At 41.5% G+C, this 24,530-nt stretch carries 6 protein-coding genes; 4 read left to right on the top strand and 2 right to left on the bottom strand.

Features of this window, described 5'->3' with window-relative positions; translation table 11 throughout:
- The first annotated feature begins 12 nt into the window (after positions 1-12).
- The gene (gene ablB, locus Q4597_RS05820) at positions 13-867 is read left to right on the top strand and encodes a putative beta-lysine N-acetyltransferase (RefSeq protein ID WP_303405216.1); all 855 of its coding nucleotides are present in this window, start codon (positions 13-15) and stop codon (positions 865-867) included.
- A 59-nt stretch (positions 868-926) separates the two neighbouring features.
- Here ablB and Q4597_RS05815 read toward each other — a convergent pair whose 3' ends face one another.
- Positions 927-19,550, bottom strand: coding sequence for a malectin domain-containing carbohydrate-binding protein (locus Q4597_RS05815; RefSeq protein ID WP_303405215.1), 18,624 nt, complete (start codon positions 19,548-19,550; stop codon positions 927-929).
- Between the two features lie 728 nt (positions 19,551-20,278).
- On the opposite strand from Q4597_RS05815, the gene Q4597_RS05810 reads away from it, so the two are divergent.
- From Q4597_RS05810 to Q4597_RS05800, 3 genes are read left to right on the top strand one after another with little or no spacing between them, the layout of a single operon-like run.
- Entirely contained in the window at positions 20,279-20,575 is a 297-nt protein-coding gene (locus tag Q4597_RS05810; protein WP_303405213.1) for a hypothetical protein, read from the top strand.
- A 56-nt stretch (positions 20,576-20,631) separates the two neighbouring features.
- The gene (locus Q4597_RS05805; protein ID WP_303405211.1) at positions 20,632-21,267 is read left to right on the top strand and encodes a vancomycin high temperature exclusion protein; all 636 of its coding nucleotides are present in this window, start codon (positions 20,632-20,634) and stop codon (positions 21,265-21,267) included.
- A 51-nt stretch (positions 21,268-21,318) separates the two neighbouring features.
- Complete coding sequence (locus tag Q4597_RS05800) at positions 21,319-22,572, top strand: NRAMP family divalent metal transporter (RefSeq protein WP_303405209.1); 1,254 nt, start codon at positions 21,319-21,321, stop codon at positions 22,570-22,572.
- 15 nt (positions 22,573-22,587) lie between these two features.
- Here Q4597_RS05800 and Q4597_RS05795 read toward each other — a convergent pair whose 3' ends face one another.
- Positions 22,588-24,525, bottom strand: coding sequence for an OmpA family protein (locus Q4597_RS05795; RefSeq protein ID WP_303405208.1), 1,938 nt, complete (start codon positions 24,523-24,525; stop codon positions 22,588-22,590).
- Positions 24,526-24,530: the final 5 nt, after the last annotated feature.

The following is a 24,530-nucleotide window of genomic DNA, read 5'->3' as shown; positions in this document are numbered from 1 at the left end:
TCAAATAGATAAATGTTCGATACCCTAGAGAAAATTAATGGGGCCACCTTACAACATGGTCGCGCACATAATCGCGTATACCTTATGGATACGGAACAGTACAACTGGGATTTGCTCATAGAGAACATGAAAACCATAGCGCATAAAAAGGAATACGACAAAATTCTGAGTCGAGTTCCAGAAGAGGCTATCGAAGTTTTCAAATCTAAGGGATATACTGTTGAGGCTAAAATACCCAAACTATACAACGGAGAGCAAGCCGGTTATTTTTTAGCCGATTACCTCAGCACCGAACGTGCCAACAGCCCTAGTCAGGTAAAGAAAACCATTACTTCGGTAAAGACAATTGCTCTCGCGGCCAATAGTTCTTCGGAAGATGCGTTCTTTGCTTTGCCTGATCATCTTGAGATACGTAAACTTGGTGAAAAAGATTTACCGTCTATCATTCGTTTGCACGAAATGGCATTTCAGTCCTATCCGTTTCCCATTCATGATCCAGAGTATCTAAAGCAGTTACTACAAGAAAACCATGAATTTTATGGCCTCTTTGAAAATGATGCTCTTTTGGTTTCCGCTATCCTAAAAATTCAGGAGAATGAATCTAGCGTAGAAATCATGGATTTTGCCACACATCCCAATTATAACGGGCAAAATCTGAACTACTATTTAGTTCAGGAGATTAAGCAACGTGTTTCAAGCAACAAGTACAAAACTTTATACGCTTTGGTTCGCGCTACCTCATATGGTCTAAACATTACCTTTAGTAAACACGGTTTTATTCTTGGTGGTACCTTGATGAACAATACTGTAATTAGAGGAAACTTAGAAAGTATGAATGTTTGGTATTGTAATCTAAGTGAGGCATAATAAAAAAGAGGAGCGATTGAATCGCTCCTCTTTTAATTTACACTACATTCAGCTGAACCCTATCTATGATTCACTATCAATTTCCTATCAAAAACATCTCCATCACTAATACCTATACGCAACAAATACATGCCATTCGTAAGGTGAGAAACATTAAGTGAGTACTCGCCTTCAGCTGTTCTTAATTCTTGCCCATCATACACTGCTATCAATCGACCGGAAACATCGTGTACATGGATCCGATTTACTTGAACTTCCGGGTTCTGAAGTCTAATTTTTGTTTCCACCGAAGCTGGGTTAGGGTACAAATCAACTCCATTTGGAACCTTTTCACTGTAGAATACTACATCAGCAATTGCCTCTGGCTGTATGTTATCAGCAATGACTTTTTCATCAATAGTTTTTCCACTACCTCCACAATTTGATGCTGAACCTCCAAAGCCAGAAGGTAAATCTCCAGTTTTGGTCAAGAACAATTTATCTAGACCTAAACCGTCTTCCCTATGTCCTATTTCAATCTTATTGATTCCATCTACAAGCTCAAAACTTCGTGGTTTGCTCAATTGTTCATTAAGATGTACTCTATGCCATACAAATTCATTACTGGCAGGAATACTGTTCCAACGTACCCAAGCTCCATTATTAACCCGTATCCAGAAACTATCATTAATTCCTGAAGGAGTTCTTACAAGTCCAAATATTGCATAAGTACCCTCACTTACAGATACATTATAGGTCAATACCGCTTCCCCTATATTTCCTGATGAAGAATTAAATCCTGTGGGAGGCACAACGTACTTTCCTCCCGATCTGGAAGCATCCTCTACAACCGTCCAACCCGTACCGATTACACCACATTCTGCCTCTAACCACACTTCTTCTTGAGCATCATTATTAACCGTGACGGTGACATCATCAAAAGCGGACCGGTCTTCATTATCGGTAACCGTAAATCTCAGCACATATGTACCGTCAACCAAAAATACCGCATTTAATTCCGGGGTGTTGCTATTGGACATAATGGCCGTATCCGGTCCTGAAACTTGAGACCATTGGTAACTAACATTTCCACCATCTGGATCATAACCGTTTCCGACCAAGCTAACTTCGCTAGTTGACAAATTGATTTCAATATCCTCACCGGCATTGGCTATAGGATCAAATTGAACTACCGAACCATTGCCAATTATCTCTATGGCCGATAGTTTAGGTTCATTTTTACCATCACTACCTTCCGCATCGAATACTAAATTCAACTGACCATCTTGGATATTCGTATTGAAGGTTCGTATTACAATAGTTTCCGAAACTGCTTCCGAAAGAATATCAAAATCATCCAGTATTTTATTTCCTTCCATTTCTACATCAAAGACACGCCTACCTGCGGTTCCCGGGATTCCTCCTTGAGCGTTCCAGAAAATCTCTGCAAAATGTAACACCACTTGATACTCCCCGTTAGGAACAGGAATATCATAGCTAAAGACCGGTGGCAAAGCACTTCGTTCAGTTTTATATAACTGTGGTACATTGGCGCTGGCATTGGTATATGACTTACCTCCTACAAAGTATTGGTCAGCTAGAAAAACTTGACCGTTATGGGTCATTTCAGGCCCACCCGCATTGATTCGTAGAGCGAAGTCATTTACTTCAGGCTCTTCTACCAGAACAGTTACCGAATGTGTATCTGTTTCTCCTTGCGCATCGGCAACGGTCAGACTCACCTCATATTCACCAGGACTCACAAAAGTATGCACCGGATTTATTTGAGTTGAGCTACTACCATCTTTGAAATCCCATATATAAGAGACCACTTCTTCATCATCTATTGAGTTACTACCATTAAAGTTTACTTCTAACGGAGCTACACCATTTAATGGCGTTGCACTAGCAAAAGCTACGGGTGCCTCATTGACTTCACCTACACTAACTATTTCAATTGCCGACAACTTGGGCTCGTTTCGCCCATCTGGTGCATTAGCATCAAAGCCAAGATTTAACACACCATCAACAATAGTAGTATTGAACGTATGGGTCACTACGGTTTGCGTTCCCACATCTGCTATGATATCATAATCGTCCAAAATGGTATTTCCTTCCATAACCACATCGAATACACGTTTTCCTACAGCACCCGTTCTTCCACCTGTAGCGCCCCAGAAAATCTCAGCAAAATGTAAGGTTACTTGATACTCACCATTTATCAATGGAATTTCGTAGTCAAAGTTAGGGGGCATCGCACTACGTTCCGTCTTATATAATTCAGGTACCTCAGCACTGGTGTTCGTATAAGATTTACCTCCTACAAAATTATGGTCTGCCATGTACACTTGACCGTTATGGGTCAATTCTGGCCCTCCGGCATTAATACGCAGTGCAAAATCACCTACTACCATCTGTTCCTCTACCACTACTGTTAGGGATTCCTGATCTGTAAGTCCTTCTGAATCCGTTACCGTTAAGGTTACGGTATACGTTCCCTCTGTATTGTATGTATAGACTGGATCCGCTAAGGTAGAGGTATCACCATTTCCGAACGACCATGCGAAATTTAGGTTTTCCGTACCATCGTCATCAGTAGAGTTACTTCCTGTAAAGCCTACCTCTAAAGGAGCTTCACCATTTAAAGGTGTGGCCACTGCCACTGCCACAGGCGCCTCGTTCGGTGCTTCAACGACAATCGTAACTGTATCTACATCAACCTCACCCTCCTCATCAGCAACCGTGAGAGAAACATCAAAACTTCCGGCATTAGTAAAGGTATGTTCAACAAGGGCTCCTGTACCGTTTGCCGTTCCATCTCCAAAGTTCCAAGTATAACTTACAATGTCTTTATCATCACTTGAACCGTTTCCGTTAAAGCTCACAACCAACGGAGCCCTGCCTGTAGAGATATTTGTAACTATGGCTGCTTCCGGAGCCTCATTCTGTTGTGTTTCTTCTTGAACACTTACATTCTCGAACGCTGCATCCGTAAGCTGATCATCGTTATGGGAAGTAGTAGCTAGACCTACAAAAATAGTTTCGTTCATAGGTAGCACCTTAGATCCAACAAGAGTCCAATTTCCATTTGTTTCAGAAACATATCCGGTAAAGGTATTGCCTGAACGCACCAATCGAACATAATGCGGGAATCCTCCCGGAACAGATTGTGGCGTTGTAAAGTTGGCACTACTCATTGCAGCACCCTTTACAGGGCGATCTTGAAAACTATGTCCTACACCTCCCAAGTTGTTGGGATTTGGCGAAATAATCATTTGAGCAAGAACTGAATTGGCATCCAGATCATTCCTCATCATAACCCCAGCCTTGGCCCAGACACTGGTAGCCTCCAAACTCATTACTTGTGCAACGATTTCACCGTCACCGGTCAACTCTCTGTATACGTAATGAAATTCATCTGCATTGTTCCATATATCCGCTCCTGAAGCACTCACTTCATACCTACCGTTTTCAAAACAGGTTTCTCCCTCTATTTGAACAGAACCTATATCATTATTGACCCATCCTTCAGGTAATGCACAAGGAACAACGATATCATCTTTACTTACTATCTCAATACCTGATAGTTTAGGCTGATCAACACCATTGGCACCACCTGCATCAAAATGCATATTTAAAATGCCGTCTTGCACTACAACATCAAAGGTCCTCACAACGGGAGTTTCTGAACCTGACACTAGGGTTATATCAAAATCAGTCAGCACTTCATTTTCTTCTAAAGAAACATCAAAAACACGTTTGCCTGCACCCCCAGCTCCACCGCCTGTGGCTCCCCAATAAATTTCGGCAAAGTGCAACGTAACTTCATAAGTACCATTATCCAAAGGAATATTATAGTCAAAAATAGGTGGTGTAGCACTACGCTCAGTTTGATATAACTCAGGGACCAATGCATTTGTATTTTCGTATACTTTACCACCAACGAAGCTCTGATCTTGTTCAAAAGTTTCCCCTTCATAAACAAGTTCTGGACCACCCACATTGATTCTCAGGGCAAAGTCTGACATTACAGGTGCCTCAGCTTCTACCTGAACCGTAATTACATCTTCCAAATTACCTTCATCGGTAACCGTTAAGGAAGCGTCATAAACACCCGCCAAGGCATAAGAATGATTAGCAACAGCAGTGGTAGCCGTATTTCCATCACCAAAATTCCAGAGATAGCTTAGCGATCCTTCAGAATCACTAGACGCACTACCGTCAAAATTAAACGATAAGGAGTTGGCCCCGTTCAACGGTGTAACCGTAGCTATAGCGTTTGGCGCCGTATTAAGTGGTGCCGAAACTGTAATTGTTGTTGATGCCGTTCCTGTTAAATTCTCATCATCTATGACGGTAAGGACCACTGTATAAATACCTGTAGACGTAAACGTATGACTTGTATCCGAATCAGTATTTATTGGCGAACCATCACCAAAATTCCACTCATATCGTAACGTAGTCGGATTTTCATCAGTTGACCCGCTACCAACAAACTCAACATACAAGGCTACTTCTCCTACTTGTACACTTGCTTGAAGAAGCGCTACCGGAGCTTGATTCTCAGGGGTAACCGTTATGGAAACCGTGGCCGTAGCCGAAAGTCCCGTTTCATCTTCAATAGTGTACTCAAAACTATCAGAACCAACATAGCCTACATCAGGTGTATACAAAACAGAGAGCCCATCTTCTTGAAGCACTGCTTCACCATTTTGAGGTGTATCTACGGTAACAATCGTAATGACCTGACCATTAGGTTCCGTATCGTTTGCCAGCAAGTCTTCTATAAGCATGGCCGTATCTTGAGTGGTTTCTACCTCATCATCTACTGCAACCGGAGCTTCGTTAATTGAGACTGTCAAAGTCGTAGTTGCTGTAAGACCATTGATATCGACCGCGTTAAACACTACCGGCACACTACCCGTAGCATCTATAGGAGCTGTACCCGACACTGTAGCGGAGTGATTATCATAAGTCATCCAAGCTGGAAGGTTTCCTCCGTTTACCGTAGCTGTTACCGTCAACTCATTACCCGCATATCCTTTGTCAAAATACGAAGCGATATCTATATTGAATTCCTCCCCTACATTGGCCAAGTACTCTTGATCGGGCTGCGCCGTTGGTACGGCTTGAGGCCGGATGTTTATGAAATAAAAAGTATTATCGTTCCAATCACAATTTGCCGATCCCGCACCACAACCGTTCTGCACAAAATCCTGTAAAACAATATATTCGTTTGGAACAAAGTTCCCATTATGATTAATTACCTTATAAACCCTAGCTCCCAACAAGTCAGGTCTACGCCCTGAAATGTTATTTCCACCGGTTGTCAAATAATTGGCTACGGCAATTCTAAAGGGCTCGGAAACCACATTACTTGTATCAAAATTGATAACCCCTGAATTATTCTTTGGTAGCAAGGTCTGGTAATTGCTTCCCGTATGGGAAAAACTAATTCCTCCAACAGTTTCCGTACCGTCTACCTCTACAAATCTAGCTCCGTTTGAGCCCGTACCGTGTAAGGCCGATAATTGAATACCGATGACCGGTTGATTTGGGTCTGCTTGAACAAAAGCATCACTTAAAATAAGATCTCCTTCATAACCCGCTTCTATATTTGCCTCTAAAGGAAAATTAGAACTTGGTCTATAGGTAAGATTATTGGGCGGAGTAATAGTTCCCGAATCATTTACGATACTCAGCATACTAGATTGAAAACCAAAAGCATCAAACACCTCTTGCGCATGGATTTCATCCCCTCCCTCTGGCTGGGGCGCATACCCACCGTGAAGCACAGCTTTGTTATTCAACGCGTTGTCCGCATTGGAAACAATTTCAATATCTTCTACAAAAATACCATTATTACCATTTCCGGTAGTAGCTATAAATGTGATGTCTACATCTGCATAACCTCCCGTTGGAATTATAATAGGTAATTGCACTGGACTCCCATTGGAATCAAGTAACTCAAAAGCATAGTCGTTGGCGTCGGAGATATTTACTTCCGTCACCAATAAATCACCCGTACCGGTATTATTCAACCGCATGACATTTGTATCATGAAATTGAGCAGAACCAGGTGTACCCAACCGGTAGAACGTGTAATAATCATCGGCTGGAAATCCTCTATCCGTACCAGGTACCTTGGTCATATTCTCTATGGCCAACAAAGCTCCTGTTGGGGTTTCTATGGTAAAGTTGAATGTTTTAACAGAACTGTTGCCATTGTTATCCTCAGCTGTCACTACAAGAGTGTGGGTTCCTTCGTCGGTTAAATCGAATGCATCAGTATAATTTTCTACCGTACCTCCATCAAGTACATATTCTATGTGAGCAATTCCACCACTTTCACTTTCATCCTTAGCCTCTAGAGCGATATTTACAGCTCCCCTATATACATCCGGGGCACTTTCATTTCCGTTAAATGTAGCGATTATAGTAGGTGGTAATAGAGAACTGTCTATAGAAGCCAATCTAATGTAACTTACCTTGGCATTATCTCCTGAAGGAGCCAAAGACAGTCGCAACAAACCATCGGTTACCTCTACCTGCTTGGTATTTTGGAAACTATCAAAATTTTCGGGAACGATACTTTCTTGGTCATAATCCACTACAACAACTCCATTTACATCTAAGACATGGTTGCTATCCGCATAATCTGGATCACCCGCAACACTAATGTTTACAGAATATATACCATTAGGCACCTCTACTACCCAATCACGAAGCGGATAGGTATTGGCCGATCTATGACCTATAATGGAAAAGGTTTTTACCAAGGCATCATCATCAGTACCCGTATTTCTATTCCTGGCATTGGCGGCGGCATCGGCCGGAGTAAGGGTACCTGGCTCTACCCATCCATAGTTTAGATCTCCAAGAACTGTATTTTGTGTTCCGTAAGGCAAACCAACATCATTAATATACCCCTCAGGGGATACCTCTATTTCATCTGGGTTCTGAAAATTGAACTGATAGGTATAAACCAACTCATTCGTAACTTCCAAGGCTATTTGCACCGTGGCTCCTTCATAGTTTACTGCAGAAGCACTAATCGTGGCCTCATACGAACCAATGGACAAACCTGAAATATCCACACCTACCTCAAATGGTGTACCCATTTCAAAGGTTTCAGGAAGGACGACCCATTCTTCGGTACTTTCCAAGTTTATTTCTGTAGCGGTTATACCGCCATTGCCACTTAAAATTAATGATTGCTCTGGTATATTCTCTTGATTGATTGACGCAAAGAAACTTATATCCTCCTTATCAAAATCTAAGGCTAGTACGCCACTTTCAAATGGAATCACATTATCAATGATAAACATATAATCTTGATAATCTCCATTGGAGGCATCCTCAAAAGCTATGAGGTAGCTATTTTCAACAGCATTTCCTTCTCTATCATTTACAGGATATATCCTAACCCTATGGGCCACTCCTCCTGTGTTAATTTCATCTTCGGTATAATTGAATCTCTCAAAGAATTTGGATTCTACATAAAACCCAAATACCGCTCCTTGAGGGTCAAAGGTATCAGTACCTGAAGTAATTGGGGGAAATAGGGTCTGTGCATTTGCTATATCATCTGCTAACACCCCTACTTCATGGGTTACAACAGTTCCATCATTGGTATACCAGCCGAAAGGCAATTCTTCCCTTGGAGAATAGCGTCCAACGGGAGTGACCTTAACGGGTTGCTCGGATGCCTTCACCCATCTTTCTACTTCTACCTCATCACCTACGGGAGAAGGATCTGTGGAGCTGGACAAGGAGGTCCATCCTACGGATATACCAACACCCAAAGCATCTACAACATCTTGCAAGGCAGGTTCCTGACCTCCTTCAAAACCAGATTTTTTCAAGGCATGCAATCCTATTTCAAGGCTGGGATTATCCGTATCATCACTTCCTAAAGTAAGTACAGCATCTTGGTAACCTAAGTCCGTTCCGTCTAAACTGGGCGTATAGGTCAACGTATATATTTGACTTTCTCCTGGGTTTAGCGTTACTGGGCCCGAAGGTTGAACAGCACTGAATTGACTTGCAAAATCACCTGTTAGGCTTGCACTCAAAATATTCAGCACGGCACTGCCATCATTGCTTATCTCTACCGTTTTTTCATCAGTATTGCTTCCTTCGTTATTTGTTGTTGCTTCAAAAATGAGTTCCTCGGGAGTTGCCACTATGGATGGCCCCATACTTGCCGGGGTGCCCGCCCTTAGTAGTGTCAATCGAGCGGTTCCGTTATTGTCGCGATCGTATTCCGAAATATAGATATTCCCCGTTGTGGGGTCTTCCACCACATCCAATGGATCATCAAAACCACTAAGCCCTGGAATACTACTGTAGGCTTCGGCAATATCCCCGCTTGATTTAGGGTCTAATACCAACAAGTCGTCCTGTCCGCTAAAACGGACTACCATAAGAAGGCCTTGTAATTTCCCTTCAAAAGCATCACTCTTATATTCTATGGCCCCATTGGGCGATTTGTTCTTTCCAAAATCAAATGCAGGTTCGCGATAATTTGGATCTGGTGCCAAATCATCGGGGTATTTGCCCACATCGGTATAGGAAGCCTCTACCTGACCGGGCAATCCACTGTATGAAATACCACCGTGGTTCAATACGAACTCTCCCCTGTAAGGATTGGGATGACCGTGATACGACCCGCCTTTGGTCTTGAACAACCAGTCTTTTTGCGTTTCCCCTCCCAGTAATTTTGGAACATTGGGAATTGAGGTCAACCCATCAATACGTCTTGCCAGTGTATAATCCGAAGTTGAAGGCGAATTGGGCGAACTATTATTGTTGCCCGCAGTACCGTTGGTAGGCACATATAGCCAACCATTGGAATGCCATACCAAATCATAGGCATTACGAATACCTGATGCAAATATTGTTAATGGTGAATTGGCAGCATAGGGATTGTAGGTAGCATCACTCATTTGCAAACTACCATTTGGCGCTGTATTTATTACCGAAATATCATCCGTAGTATAAACACTTAAGGGAAGACTATTTGGTAATTTATCTAACTCCAACTTTAAAATAGCAGCAGCCAAAAGTCTTTCGGGCCTATTGCCCCAATTACCATCTGGACTACCTCCTGCCGAGTTACTCCCTTGCGTAATATAAAGATCTCCTTGGTCATCAAAAGCTATACTGTTAGTTAAATGATCGTTTACAGATCTAGGTAAATGGATAACAAGGTCTTCTACTGTAGACAAATCCGGACCGGTCAAACGCGATAGCTTACCATCCCATTCCGGACCGCCCGAAATAGAGGCCTTACTATGGGTTACATAGGCGATTAAATTATCGGCAGTAGATGCGGGGTCAAATGCCAGACCAATAATCAATCTATCATCGTTACCCCCTGCATTGGTTTCTGGATGAAGGGAACCTTGTAACGGTGGGTTTAATATTTCCAAATTACTCAAAGTTCCGTCCAAGGCCATTTCCCATCTATAAATTTGGCCATCTGAATTAAAGTTACCAATAGTACTTGCGTAAAGCTTACCATCAGGTCCGATTACCAAACTTGAAAAACGTTGATTATCAACACCAGGACCTAAATTGACTACACCTGACACCTTGGTAAATTCAACCCCTGTTAAATCCCGTATAGGCGTGCTTCCATCATCAAGTTCTCCCGTTTCAAATGTAGATTCAAAAGCACGGAAAGGTATTCTATCATTCAACTCGCCCCTTCGGTTTGCCTCTATATCACTAGTAAGCACAAAGCGATAGGTCGTAAATTCCTTTAAATCTTGTATCGGAGTCAACGTAATGGCATCTCCCCCTCCTGTATCATTGGAGTTGGAAGGCACCAAGACATCTCCGCCCGCAGTAACCTCAAATAAGTTGATATTGCCCGCCAGGGTGTTATTATCTATCTCATAATCGTCAGGGACTATAACCTCAACGTTGATCTGAAAATCTTCAATTCTCACATCGTTGGTGTTATCAGCGGGATTAACATTAGCGAAATACGGCTGAACAACTCCACTGCCTTGGGTTATTTCCAAAGCGTTAATCTTTGTATTAAAACCACCGGAAGCATCTATGGTAAGTCTACCGTCGGTAACCGTTACATTGGCCACTCCCGAGGAAAATCTGGTAGAAGCGCCCTCGACCCCAGTGGGCGAATACCTATTTATCGCATTAACACCTTCAATGTTTATGGTGTGAAAAGGTTCCGTACCTGCCTGACCATCAATATTAGGATCACCTACCCCTACAGCAACCATGTAATTTCCATTGGGTATTTCCATTTCCCAAATACCCTCTTGCCCTTCAGGCTTTACATTTTGATACTGCATATGTACTAGGGTATTTTGTAATATGTCTACCCCCGCAACTCCTCTATTACGAACCCTTTCGGAGAGGTCCAAGCCCGTTGCACCATCAGTAGCCAACCAACCATAGCTATATCCATTACCACGATCGGCGTAGGCCAAACCAGAATCTACAAGATATCCCGAAGGCGGTACGTCATCTGGAAGTGAAAAATTGATATTAACCGGTTCAAAGGCCACTACATCATCTGAAACTATTCTAAAATGTTGGAAAGCATGATTAACATTGGCAGTAGTCTCTCTTCGTTTCGTATTAAAGATACCGGCAAAAGATAAGTTATCATAAGAAGAATTGCCCGTAATAAAACCTAAGGGCAGTTGTAAAGACCCCACTTCAACCTCGGTTCCTCCGTTCAAGGTATAGTACCCAACAAGTAGATTGTTTTCAACATCTACAAATATCCTTAGGCCTACGTTACTTGTATGTAAATCTGTAATACCATCGGCCTTTAAGGATTGTGAAATTGGGGAAAGACCATCCAATTCGGACAGTAACTCTACCCTATTTCCATTGGAAGTCACCAACTTAACATAGTTATCTTCATTAAGACCGAACCACAATCCTGCTTGCTCGGAATTATTGGAGCCATCGCTATACGGATTCACCAAGGAGGTTTCTATACTAAAACTTCCGTAGCTATCGGCATCGACGGCTACCCCCAAGGTATTGATCTGTGAATTTACATCTGTGCTCGTTCCGGCACCTGGACCATTACGCAGATAGGCGATACCATTCGCGGCATTTAGAACCAGATTTCCATTGGACAAGCTTATCCTACCGGGTTCATACCCCGGAACATTTGGATTGAAAGCGGTACCATCTACCGCAAGCCTTGCCGAGGGGTTATCGACCATGGTAAAGCCTGTATTGGCCAATCCGCCTTCGGTCCCATCAAAATTCAAAGAGAAGGGCAAGCTTACCTCAAGCTCGTCACATTCTAAAATACTAATAGGGGAACAAGCTAGGCTAGATGCATCGTCAAAGGGTTTGATATTTCTGACAATGACGACAATATCTTGGTAGTCAAACCCGGAAGTATGTTCTTCCGTAGCGATAATATAGGCGTTCTCTTCCCCAGGAAGCTCATATACCCGTACATGATGCGGAATGGCGTCGGCGAATGTATTGAGGGCATCTTCGCTAAATAAATGTCGGTCGCCAAAGAATGGCCATCTACTATAGAAACCAAAACTTACGGCTCCCGGATCAAACTCCGTTGCCCCAACAATAGGAGCGTTAAGTGTCTGTCCGTTACTAGCGGGGCTATTGGAAACTGTAAACAATTCTGACGCAGTATTTGCATCGCCACTAACATACCATCCAAATGCCACTACCGGAGTTGTATTTGTAGGACCGTATACACTTAACAATTCAACCGTAACCGGTGCATCAACAGCCCTTTCAAATTTTTGAACGGCCACTTCATCACCTAAAATATCATTATAACCGCTGCCATTTGGTAAATTGATAAGGTTGGTCGTCGGATCGGTATCTCCCACATTTACGGCGCCATCGCCCAAATGGGTATCCAATATCCACTGCAATGAAGGCTCATTATTTCCTCCCAGTCCCGTTTTACCCAGACCGTTCAATGACACGACTACGGGTTCCGCATTTGTGCCCGTCAAGGTCAATTCTGCCGATTTAGGACCGTTGGAGGTAGGTGTAAACACCATCTGGAACGAGGCTGAATTCTGGGCATTTATCGAAGTGGGCAAACCGACAATCGAAAACTGATCTTGATCTACCCCTGTTATTTGAGCTTGAATATCACTCAAGCTTGCGTTACCCAAATTGGACAGCAAAATCTCGCTCGTGAATGATTCCGAATTCGAGATGGCATCACCTGTTACCTTTTCCGTATCCAAAACAATAAGTGGTGTAGGCGAAGCTTGATTGCTAGGTTTGAGCAATACGATTTGGCCTCTTCCATAGTCCGACACATAAATATTTCCGTTGGTGGTATCCTCTACTAAATCTAGTGGATCTTGAAAACCTGTAAACCCAGGTATTCCCTCTTTAAAGGTCATTATATCGCCTCCTGACCCATCCGGCACCAAGGCAATGATATCACTTCCTCCACTGTACCTAACAACTAACAAAGCTCCTTTTAAATTTCCACTTTCGGCGTTACTCCGATATTCAATGACGCCGTTGGGAGATTTATTCAATTCAAAATCAAAGGCCGCTCCCCTATAGTTTTCGTCTGGTTGCACCCCGTCATAAGCTGATTTACTTACATCGGCATCACCACGATTCAACACAAACTCTCCTCGATAGGGATTAGGATGTCCGTAATACCCCATGTCAGTATTGGGGTCAATCCTGAACAACCAATCCCGCTGCACATTGTTTCCGTCCGAAAAAGGTACAACAGGGTACAAAGGATTACTATGGTCATATATTGTACCATCCGGTCTTCTTGTCCCGTTAATAGATGCTGGGGCATTACTGCCACCAGCCGTTCCATTAGTTGGCACGTATAATTGTCCGTTGGAGTGCCAAACCAAATCATAGGCATTACGAATACCTGTAGCGAATAACGTTAAAGGGGCATTGATATAATATGGATTGTACAATCCGTCCAAAGTTGGAGAATTCACATCTACCGCATTAATTGCCATAGCATTTCTTGTAGTACGCACATTAAGTGGTAAGGTACTTGGTAAAAGAGAAAGATCCAATCTTAGGGTAGCGGCCGTCAATAAGCTCTCCTCCCTATTGCCCCACGAACCATCCGATTTACCAGCCGCACTGTTACTTCCTTGATTAAAATAGATTACATTGGGTTCACCTGGCCTAAAGGTTAGACTATTCGTCAAATGATCTTTAGTAGACCTAGGTAATTCGGTTACCAATAACTCTTCGTTTTCAAGATTGGCACCAGTGAGTCTTGAAATTTTTCCATCCCAGTCCGGAGCACTGTTTAAACCTCCTGAATTATGGGAAACATATGCAATCAGATTAGACGAAGTAGCCGAAGGATCAAAGACGAGTCCCACGGAAGTCCTACTTCCTCCATAAGCATTTTTCCAAGTGGTAAGTACTTCTTCACCGGACAGCGTCCCGTCCGAATCAATATACCATCGGTGAATATCTCCAGAGATTTTTAATCCGTACAGCTTATCATCTGGACCAATGGTAAGGGTGGAATATTTTCCGTTTGAACCCACAACTCCCGCATTGGTAAATGAAACGTTATCCAAATCCGTAACCGGCCCTGTATTTCCATCACCTGTAGTAAATGAAGAAGTAAAAAATTCAAAAGGTTCCCCTACCAAGTCCAACACCCCATCAATTTCAAATACATAAACTGTATTAGCCTCTAAAGGAAGGTTTGGAACCAAATTAATGGCATCTCCACCACCGGTTCCATTTACACTGGCCCCAATTTGTGCAGTACTTCCCTGCTTAAACAAACGTACCGTAGTATTGGTGATGGTCGTATTATCAACCCCTGCATTACCACTGGTATCAGAGTTTGGCAAGAAAAGATTATTGGCGGAAACACTGCTGTTAACCGACACCCCCGTAGCTCCATCAGGTGGAGATATTGCGACTACCTTTGGAGTCTGTACACCTACGGAAGCAGCTACGATTTGTACACTATTAATTTTTGTATTCTTACCGGATCCCCCTAACGGATCAAGAGTCAATCTATTATCACTTACATTAACTATGGCGCTTTCCGATGTAAATCGGGAGCTTGCACCAGCCATACCTGTAGGTACGTAGTCGTTCACCAAATTCACTCCTTCCACGTTTATCCTATGCGCAGGGGTGTTGACTGCAGGTGTATCAACATCGGGGTCACCTACAAAAACCGTTACCAAATAATCACCGTTGGGAACTGCAATTTCCCATTTGGCATCTGCTAAATAGCCATTGGAAGCATTGGAAGAAACATCCCCATACTGCATGTGCACCAAGGTGTTATTTAACTCACTTACTCCTGAAACGGCCCTATTTCTTCCATTTTTGGATAAATCCGCGGGTTGTGATGTATTTGCATCCAACCACCCATATACAAAACCGTTGTCCCTATCCGCATAGGCATCACCACCGTCTTTTTCATAACCAGCAGGAGCTGCTGTAGCTTGATCCGAAAAATTAATATTTACCGAAAAATCATTTATCGCTTCGGTAATTTCCAAGTTGATAGTCATTTCTGCATTGGCATAGCCCATGTCAGGTAGGTCACTAGCAAAGATTGTAGTACCATAAGAACCTACCGGTATATCCGAACGAACTCCAAATTCTATTTCGCCCAGTACCGGTTCAGTAGGTAAAATCAACCATGATTCCGAATCAGGATCATCAGAAAGTACAAAAGTGGGATTACCTGAGCTGGCGGAAACCGTAACACTTTGTTTTTCAATATCCGCACCTTGTTCCCCACTAAAATTGAGTTCATCAACATCAAACGAAATAACTAAAGGCTCTGCCGCCTCCGCTACAACAAAATCTTTGAATAATACAGTAACGTTTTGGTCTACATCCGCTCTTCGCTGTGTGGTGAATACTCCTGCAAAGTTCAATAACTGCGTTGGGTTCTCCGCATCGTACATACTTCCTGAAAAATAACTGGACGGCACGGACAAGCTGTTTACTCCTCCTTGGGAGACCAAAACCTCAGTTCCCCCATCAAGCGAATAATACCCTGAAACCGTATTATTTATAGGATTAAGTTCCAAACGTAAATTAATAACTCCAGTACTTGAAGCTATATTGGCAGTATTCAATTCCAGATATGCTGTTTCCGATGTAGTCCGATCCATGTTCTCAACCTGCAATTGGACTTTTTTACTGGTATTCCCCGTTTTTGAGACTACCAATTTTACAATATGATCCTCATCTAGCCCATACCAAACACCTGCTTGTTGAGAATTATTTCCGGCACTAACCGAAAAATCCGGATTCTCAAGAGTTGTAGATACACTAAATACGGTTGAAGGCACTGGCAACCCAACTCCCAAAGCATTCATTTGTGAATTGGTCTCCGTACTACTGGGCGTACCTTGAGAAGGCAACTGACTGTAAAAAATACCTTTGGTACTTGTTATTGAAAGTCCAGAAGCATCTCGTACTACAAGACTGGGGGCGTATCCCGGTATATTTTCATCTGCGATAGCATCATCTGAAGCCAACCTGGCACTAGGCTCTAAAACCATGGTAAAACCTGAATCCGATAGCTTTCCATTCGTTGTCGTGAAATCTAGAGATAAGGGTAGTGAAGTTTGCAATTGATCACAGGGCAATGCACTTAATGGGCTACAAGGTTGAACTTCAACCACATCGTCAACATTGACCGTGATTTGGGCAGAAACCGCATTCACACCATCCCCTACCTCTACCGTAAGTATGTACTGAGGCACAGTTTCGGCATCTAAAGGAATTAAAGTAGTGAGTTCCCCATTATTAGGATCTATAGCAAAGGTCCCATCATCGTTCCCTGCAGTAATAGCGTACGTTAATAGATCCGAATTAACATCCGATGCCTGTACGTAACCTATAGAAGTTCCCACCGAAACGTCCTCCGCAATACCGAATATCTGATTCTCCACAACAGGAGCTGTGTTCAACACTTCGGTTACGACCACATCATAATCTGAAGCAAGGCGTACACCTCCAATTTTGGCATCATTAGTACCAACAGAACTAATAAATAAACGATCAATTTTGGGAGTTCCTACTACAGTATGAGATCCTGCAGAAGTCCATACCGTCTGAGTTAAATCGAGTTTTGGATCTAAAGTCCACGAATAACTAATGGCCCCTATTCCATCCCATTCGCCTTTTACCACAAACTGGAATGTCTTATCAGAATCTACGGTTATATTTCCGTTATCGGAAGCAGGACCGCCCAATCCTATTCTTGCCATAAGACCGCCGCTGCCATTGCTAGCTACCTGTTCTCTTACCCATTGATCTCCGGCCGCATCATCTGCGATGCGAATAGCCGTACGAACCCTATTGCTTACGCTACCCACTTTAAAATAGGTGCTAAAATAAAACGGCTGATCGGCCTCCAATGTTACTGGAGCATCAGTTAAAGGAATCAAATCGTGGGTATGTGGACCATTGGAAAAATCAAGGGAATGGGTTAGGTTAGGACTGATGGCCTCGTCCAAAACCGGAATAGCCACATCACCGGGCTTCTCCTTAAGCCATTGCGTGGGTGCAACCTCATGTAAATTACCTAAAGTATATGCATCAAAATCATCCAAAAATGAAAATGATGAAGGCGCTGCGGGCGTAGCCGTCAACTCTATATCCAATAGGGCCGGAACAAAACCTTTTGCCGTAGCAATAACCCTTGCACTATGAACATCACCTTCCAAAAGAGAGGTTCCGTCCAAAACAAAATCATAAGATCCTATATCAGTTTTTTCCGGAACAGTGAGCCAATCATTACTAATTGTTTCATTTATATTATCATCAATTACCAACCCTATGTTAACTGCTCCGGCACCCGCCAATAAAGCAGAAAATTCTGTATTTGCCCCTGCTTCCACGGATTGATTTGTAATAGCCGGAGTAAAGTTCAATAAGCCGTTTACGGGACTTTCTGTTGATTCCACAACATCAATATGCGTGATTTTTGAATTGAACCCTCCAGTTCCATCAATGGTCAACAGGCCGTCCAACACCTCTATTATCATAGAAGAGGTACGCACTTCTTGTTCTACAGGAGCAAAAGCGGCAATTATAGAATACCCTTCAACAGTGGCACTATGCCTACTATCCGTATTTCCGGTAGCCTTATCCCCAAGACCAATGGTTACCTCATAGGTGCCATTGGGAACTTCTATTTCCCAAAATAGTTCGTTCTTTCGAGGTTGACCATTGCCCCAGCCAGCAATATTATCGCCCTGAAAATGGACCAAGGTCCCTTCTAATTTTTCTTGAAGTGAGGCTGCATTATAATTGGATATGTTTCCAAGGCGCATACGACCAACTCCATTTGAATTGCCCGCAACGTCATCCGAAGCATCAAAAGGATTACCTGAAGACGCTAGTTTCCAACCATAATTATAGCTATTTCCGTTTAGGGTCACAGCAGCATTACCAAAGGCTTTACCATAATCAGCCAAATACCCCGCTGGCGGAATTGTAGGGGTAGTAGGATTGGTAGGGTTATTCTGAAAATTAACATGTGCCTCAAAAGGAAGCTCTTCCTTAACCACTATCACCGACCAATCCTGAGTAGTAACACCATCTTCTGCCGTTACAGAATAAGTAACAGGACCATTACTAAAATCAGAGAACTCGCCGGATGCCGGAATACTTGCCGCTCCTGAGGAAAGTGTAATCTGAGGAGCCAAGGCGGTTAAATCTGAAGTACTTTCTACTTCTATGTTTACGGTATGTGCCCCTGCATCTATAACCGCGTCCCCAATTTCAGACCCCAGCACAAAAGTTAAAATATCCGTTTCCGAACTGGCCGCAACAATCTCTTCAACTGAAAAATCATCATACGAAACCACCATACTTCCAGAAGTAGCGCGTCTTGTTGATGTCATGATTCCTGCGTAGGTCAAAGCTTCTGTAGCCGTATCCGCGTCGTGGTCAGCACCAATTAAAAATGAATTTGGCGCAGTCATAGAATCAGTTGCCCCTGTTACTTGGAGCATTTCTCCTCCGTCTAGGCTGTAATAGCCTCTTACAGAATTATCCGATGGATCAACTACTAGTTTGAACTCAATAGAAGTTACTGTACCGCTCAAAAAATTAGAGGTGTTATACTCTTCTAAAATTAAATTAGCTGAATTTCCAGGATTCGTTTGTTCCAAGAGCATTTGTATTTTTTGCTCTGTGGCCGAGTTTTTTACAACTACCAATTTGACGAAGTTGTTTTCGTTCAATCCCAACCATACACCAGCTTGTTGTGATTTGTTACCTGCTGTACCGGTAAAGTCTGGTTGAATCATGGTAGCTGAAACTTCAACAGGGTTAGCTTCTATTGAAAAGCCGGTACCAAGGGCATTCATCTGAGAATTAGTTAACGTACTTTGTGGAGACCCAGAAGGTTGACTATAATTTATCCCATTAGTAGCCATAACGTTCAACCTACCTCCAACAATAGAAAGATTGTTGGGCAAGAGGCCGGTTACGTTTGGATCTGCGTCTAAATTATCCGCAGCCAATCTGGAAGAGGGAGGATCCACCATAGTAAATCCCGTGTTAAGTATTCCCGCCCCAGAACCATTAAAAGTTAGGTTAAAAGGTAGTTCAGAAGCTATTTCTGTGCAGTTCAAAGTACTTATGGGCAAACATGGTGTTTGTCCAAAACAAAAAGTTGTAAATAGAACTAATACGGTTAGGATAGTAATTTTTTTCATACGCGAATGTATAAGGCTGGCTTGGTGTTAATAATTTGATTGTAAATCAGGAAAGTTTCTTTGTTAAGGGGGAGAAAAATGATTGGGGGAGAGAAATGAGCATAACGACTCGTCCGGCCTATGGACCGGATAAAATTAATGGGGGAAGATACTAGGGTAATCGGTAACGCTCTGAAATGACAAAAAACGTCATTCCAGACACTTGGTTTGGTGTGCTTCATTTTTAATAGGTTGGTTTGGTCAAACAACTACTAAAATCCAAGCAAGGTGAGTAAAATTACAGTAAGAATTTGTGGGGTTAATTTTATTAAACCTAAGAAATCTATTTTGATAATAGAGTTCCGAAAAATTTAAAATAGCTGACCTACAATGTTTTATCGATGAAATACACTATAGCGTTTTCGCCGAAAGTATAATAACAAGTAATTACATATAAAAAATAAACTTTTATCTTACAAAAATTAAAACAGTGATATAGCCAAAAGTTTGTTTTTGCTTCACTTCCTCCCCTTATATTTCTCTCTTACGACGATATTTTCTAAAAAAACGAACATTTAAATTTTAAATAATCGGCAAAATTCATTTCAAAAAACAAACAAAATCCTACCACTCATCGAAAAAATTAATGTAATTCATAATTATTAACGTTATCCTCTATACCTCGAAATCATAATATTAACAACATTAGGCTAGGATTAGTTTTAGCCCTCATCTTAATTTATAGCAATATGGCCTCGAACTCTACACAAACATCAATCAATTTACATCAGCCAAAATTTGACCACCCAACGGAAAAATTGATTACAAAGCTTCAACAAATAAAACTCAGGTTTCAATCTAATTACTATGGTAATTCCGATGGTAGAAAGTATGAGATAGCCCGTAATTTTAATATTAGATTGAGCAATATTATTTTTGAAGTAAATACATTGACCTCAAAGTTAAATTTAGCTCCCAAAAGAGGGTATCTAACCATACAATCGGAAATTCAACAGCTAGAAAAGGATTTGAACGAGCTTATTTAAAAGAAAGCGCTCCTAGGCTTTCTTTTGCCTATATTTATAACATACTTAATATCTATATGAGAAAAAGGCTCTACAAAATTGGTGGATTACTTATTATAGTCCTTTTTCTCTTTATCCTGTTATGTGACTATATAATAAGTTCATCTGCAGAAGGCAAGACCTTTTCGGATTCAAATGAAATCACTAAAAACAGGGTGGGGTTGGTACTAGGAACTTCTAAAAAATTGATTGGAGGTCTTCCCAACCCGTACTATACTTACCGCATAAAAGCTACGGTTGAGCTTTATAATGCCCAAAAAATTGACTTTGTATTGGTAAGCGGCGATAACGGTACTCGCTACTACAACGAACCCAATACGTTCAAAAAAGATTTAATTGCCAACGGAATACCTCCTGAAAAAATATTTCTGGACTTTGCCGGATTTAGAACTTTGGATTCCATGGTTCGTGCCAAAGAAGTATTCGGATTAGACAACGTTACTGTTATATCTCAAGAATTCCACAACCAAAGAGCCATTTACTTGGCCGAGAAAAAGGGCTTAAAGGCTATTGGCTACAACGCAACAGGCATTAGTGGCAAAGAAGGTCTAAAAGTTCAGCTACGGGAATATCTAGCGCGAGTTAAGGTATTTCTAGATTTACTTTTCAACACTCAACCCAAGTTTTTTGGCGAACGTGTTGAAATAAAATAAACCTCCCTTTCATTTAAAAAACCTATTTTGGTTGCCTAAATTCATTTTAAGGTGTCAAAATTAAAAGTGCTTTTAAAAAATCTTGGACCGGGTCTGCTGTTTGCCAGTATGGCAATAGGCACGTCTCACTTGGTTCTTTCTACAAAAGCTGGCGCCCAATACGGATGGGTAATGGCGATTCCTATTCTCTTGGCCAACATTTTTAAATATCCATTTTTTGAGTTTGGAGTGCGCTACACCAATGTTACAGGAAAAACGCTTACGGAAGGTTACCTCAACCGAGGTAGAGGTTATTTGTGGTTTTATGCCATTATTACCCTAATAACCACTTTTACCATTCTAGCAGCCTTATACACCGTAACTGCCGGGTTGTTCATTAACCTTTTTCAGATATCTGAAACTTATATTAACTATATATCTCTTGCCCTTTTTGCTTTTATAAGTCTCTTACTTATTATTGGCAAATATAGATTTATGGAGGTATCCCTAAAATTTGTGGTTTCCATTTTATTCCTTGCCCTTTTGGTCACAACCATTGTTGTTCTACTTAAAGGCCCCGTAGTACCGGTTTCAGACTTTACCTCACCACCTATTTTTGATAGCATGGGAATTCTTTTTCTCATTAGTTTAATGGGGTGGATGCCCACTACAGTAGAGGCTTCTAGCTGGGTAAGTCTATGGAGTGTAGAAAAATGGAAGACCCAACCCAAACCTTCCTTAAGGGAATCTCTACAGGAATTTAAGGTGGGGTATTTTACAACATCGTTATTGGCAATTTTCTTTCTGATAATCGGATGTATGACCCTCTATGGCACCAACACTGCGTTAAGTGGAAATGCAGTAACCTTCGCGGATCAAATTGTACAATTATTCACTACCCATATTGGACCATGGGCCTATATTCTTATTGCCATATCTGCCTTCGCAACCATGTTCAGTACGTGTATGACGGCACATGACGCCTTGGCCAGGGTTAGCTTAGATATAATAGACCTGCTATTTTCTAACTTGAAATTGTCTGGAAATAAACGGGTTTTCGCATTTGGCGTACTTGCCTTGGCATGTATAAACTTTACCGTTGTAAGCGTCTTTAAATCCAACATGGGGCAATTGGTGGCCTTGGCAACTTTTGTTTCCTTTGTTGTAGCACCTATTGTAGGGTATATGAATTTAAAAAATGTAATGAGCGAAGAAATACCGGAAGCAAATAAACCGAATAAACCATTGCAACTACTGACCTACTTAGGTATTCTCTTTCTATCGCTCTTTTCCGTATACTACTTTTATATTGTAGTCTTCAATTAACCGCAGTAACCAAGCTTACTTACTTAGTTCCTCATAATTCTCGATAACAAATAGCGTTCTAAGGTTTTGCTTATGTAAAAAGTCTAAACAGTACACACCATTTGTACAATTATTGGTAATTTTTTCCTCGCCATAACCAACTGCCTTGGTGATGTTTTCATTTGGCACTCCGTTCGCCAATAAATAAGCTTTTATTGCTGCAGAACGTTTTTCAGATATACGTTTGTTAGAACTGCTACCTCCTCTACTATCCGTATGGGTCTCAATTGAAATTTTAAGTTTAGGGAATTTTTTTATGGCATCTACTACCTTGTCCAATTCCGGTGTCATGGCCAAGGTTACATTACTCTTGCCTGTCTCAAAATAGAAATTATTCAGGCTTAGCACATTCTTTCCTTCTTTCTCCCTAACAATATCCTCTAAAGAGACCAATTGTATTTGAGATGGCGCCTTCTGTAATTCTTCTAATTCCTTTGGATTGTATTTCTCTTTAAATGTTGAATAACCATCTTTGGAAATCTCCATGGAAACCACATCTGTATAGGGTATCTCTACTTGATAGGCACCATTGATATTAGTAACCATTTGACTGAGTACAGCACCATCCTTATCAAAAACCGTTACACCCACATTAGCTATAGGGGTATCGTAGGGAGGTTTCACTACCGTACCCTTAAATATAAGTGTGCGTGGCCCTGGTTTACTTGCTATCTTAAAGCCATAAATATCATCATTACCTTTACCTCCTGGTCTATTAGACGAAAAATATCCCATTAGCTCATGTCCTTCGCTTGGGCGAATGATAAAGCCAAATTCATCATATTTCGTATTGATTCCTTCTCCTAGATTTACAGGAATACTAAAGGTGTTATCTGGCTGAATATTGCTTCGGTATACATCCATACCCCCATGTCCATAAAAAACATCGGAAGAAAAAAAGAGGCTATTATCGTAGACAAAAGGAGCAATTTCATTTCCAGGAGTATTGACTCTAGGCCCCATGTTAATGGGTTCGGACATAACCTGACCGTTATTGGTTACAACATAATAAAGGTCGGTTCCCCCATAACTATCATCAAAATTTGCCGCAAAATATAATCTTTCGCTTGCCGCATCGTAGAAAGGATAGTAAAAAGAGGTACTTAAGTCTTTTAGCAAAAACCGAAAAAGTCCGCCTTCATATGCCATACCAATTGCCAGTGCATTTTTTCCTTTCTCATCAAACGAAAGTTGTTTTCCGTTAGCATTGGAAAGCACATAGTACGTTCCTCCTGTAATACTGGAGTAGAAAGGTGTAGATTTGTGAAAAGGGGAATCCGGCACGCCTTTATATACATTAACATTGCTGATGTTTCCACCCTTTTCTATATCGGCCTCATAAATATCCAAGTACGACTCCCCAGATGGCCCATAAATACGTTTTGATTTATTCTTTCTACCACTACTAAACAGCAACTTGTCTTCGTGAAAAGCAGGTGAAAAATCGGAAAATTCACTATTACCGGTCAATGTAAAAATAAAGAACCCTGCAGATTCCGTTTCCTTGTTATCCTGTAGTAAATAATTGAAGTCAGCATTTTCTACCAATTCACTTTCAAGAACATTGCTTTTGGACTTCAAAAAGGCCTTTACTCTTTCCTGTTCCGAGATTTTAGCCAAGCTCTGCAACATCTTATTAAACCGATGTGCAGACATGATAGTATCGTTCTTATTAATATCTAAATATAATTTAGATGCTTTATTATATTCTCCCGTTTTAAAATAGGAATCGGCCAAATTCAAGAGCTGATGGTTGGTAATGAACTTACCCTCTTGCATTTGTTTGTTATATTCTAAAATAGCATCTTCATACGCATAACTATAAAAATACTTATCGCCTTTAGATGTCATTTCTTGACCGAACGAAGGTGCCACGGTCAACGTAAAAAGTAATATGAAGATTTTGAATTTCATAGTCT

This window comes from Zobellia sp. 1_MG-2023 (assembly GCF_030549125.1).
GTDB lineage: Bacteria > Bacteroidota > Bacteroidia > Flavobacteriales > Flavobacteriaceae > Zobellia > Zobellia russellii.
The sequence above is the reverse complement of the archived record's forward strand: the minus strand, read 5'-3'. Positions and strand labels throughout refer to the sequence as shown.

Excerpts from the sequence above, each read along its gene's own strand:
- ablB (WP_303405216.1), top strand. The coding sequence starts at position 13 with ATGTTCGATACCCTAGAGAAAATTAATGGGGCCACCTTACAACATGGT.
- Q4597_RS05815 (WP_303405215.1), bottom strand. The coding sequence starts at position 19,550 with ATGAAAAAAATTACTATCCTAACCGTATTAGTTCTATTTACAACTTTT.
- Q4597_RS05810 (WP_303405213.1), top strand. The coding sequence starts at position 20,279 with ATGGCCTCGAACTCTACACAAACATCAATCAATTTACATCAGCCAAAA.
- Q4597_RS05805 (WP_303405211.1), top strand. The coding sequence starts at position 20,632 with ATGAGAAAAAGGCTCTACAAAATTGGTGGATTACTTATTATAGTCCTT.
- Q4597_RS05795 (WP_303405208.1), bottom strand. The coding sequence starts at position 24,525 with ATGAAATTCAAAATCTTCATATTACTTTTTACGTTGACCGTGGCACCT.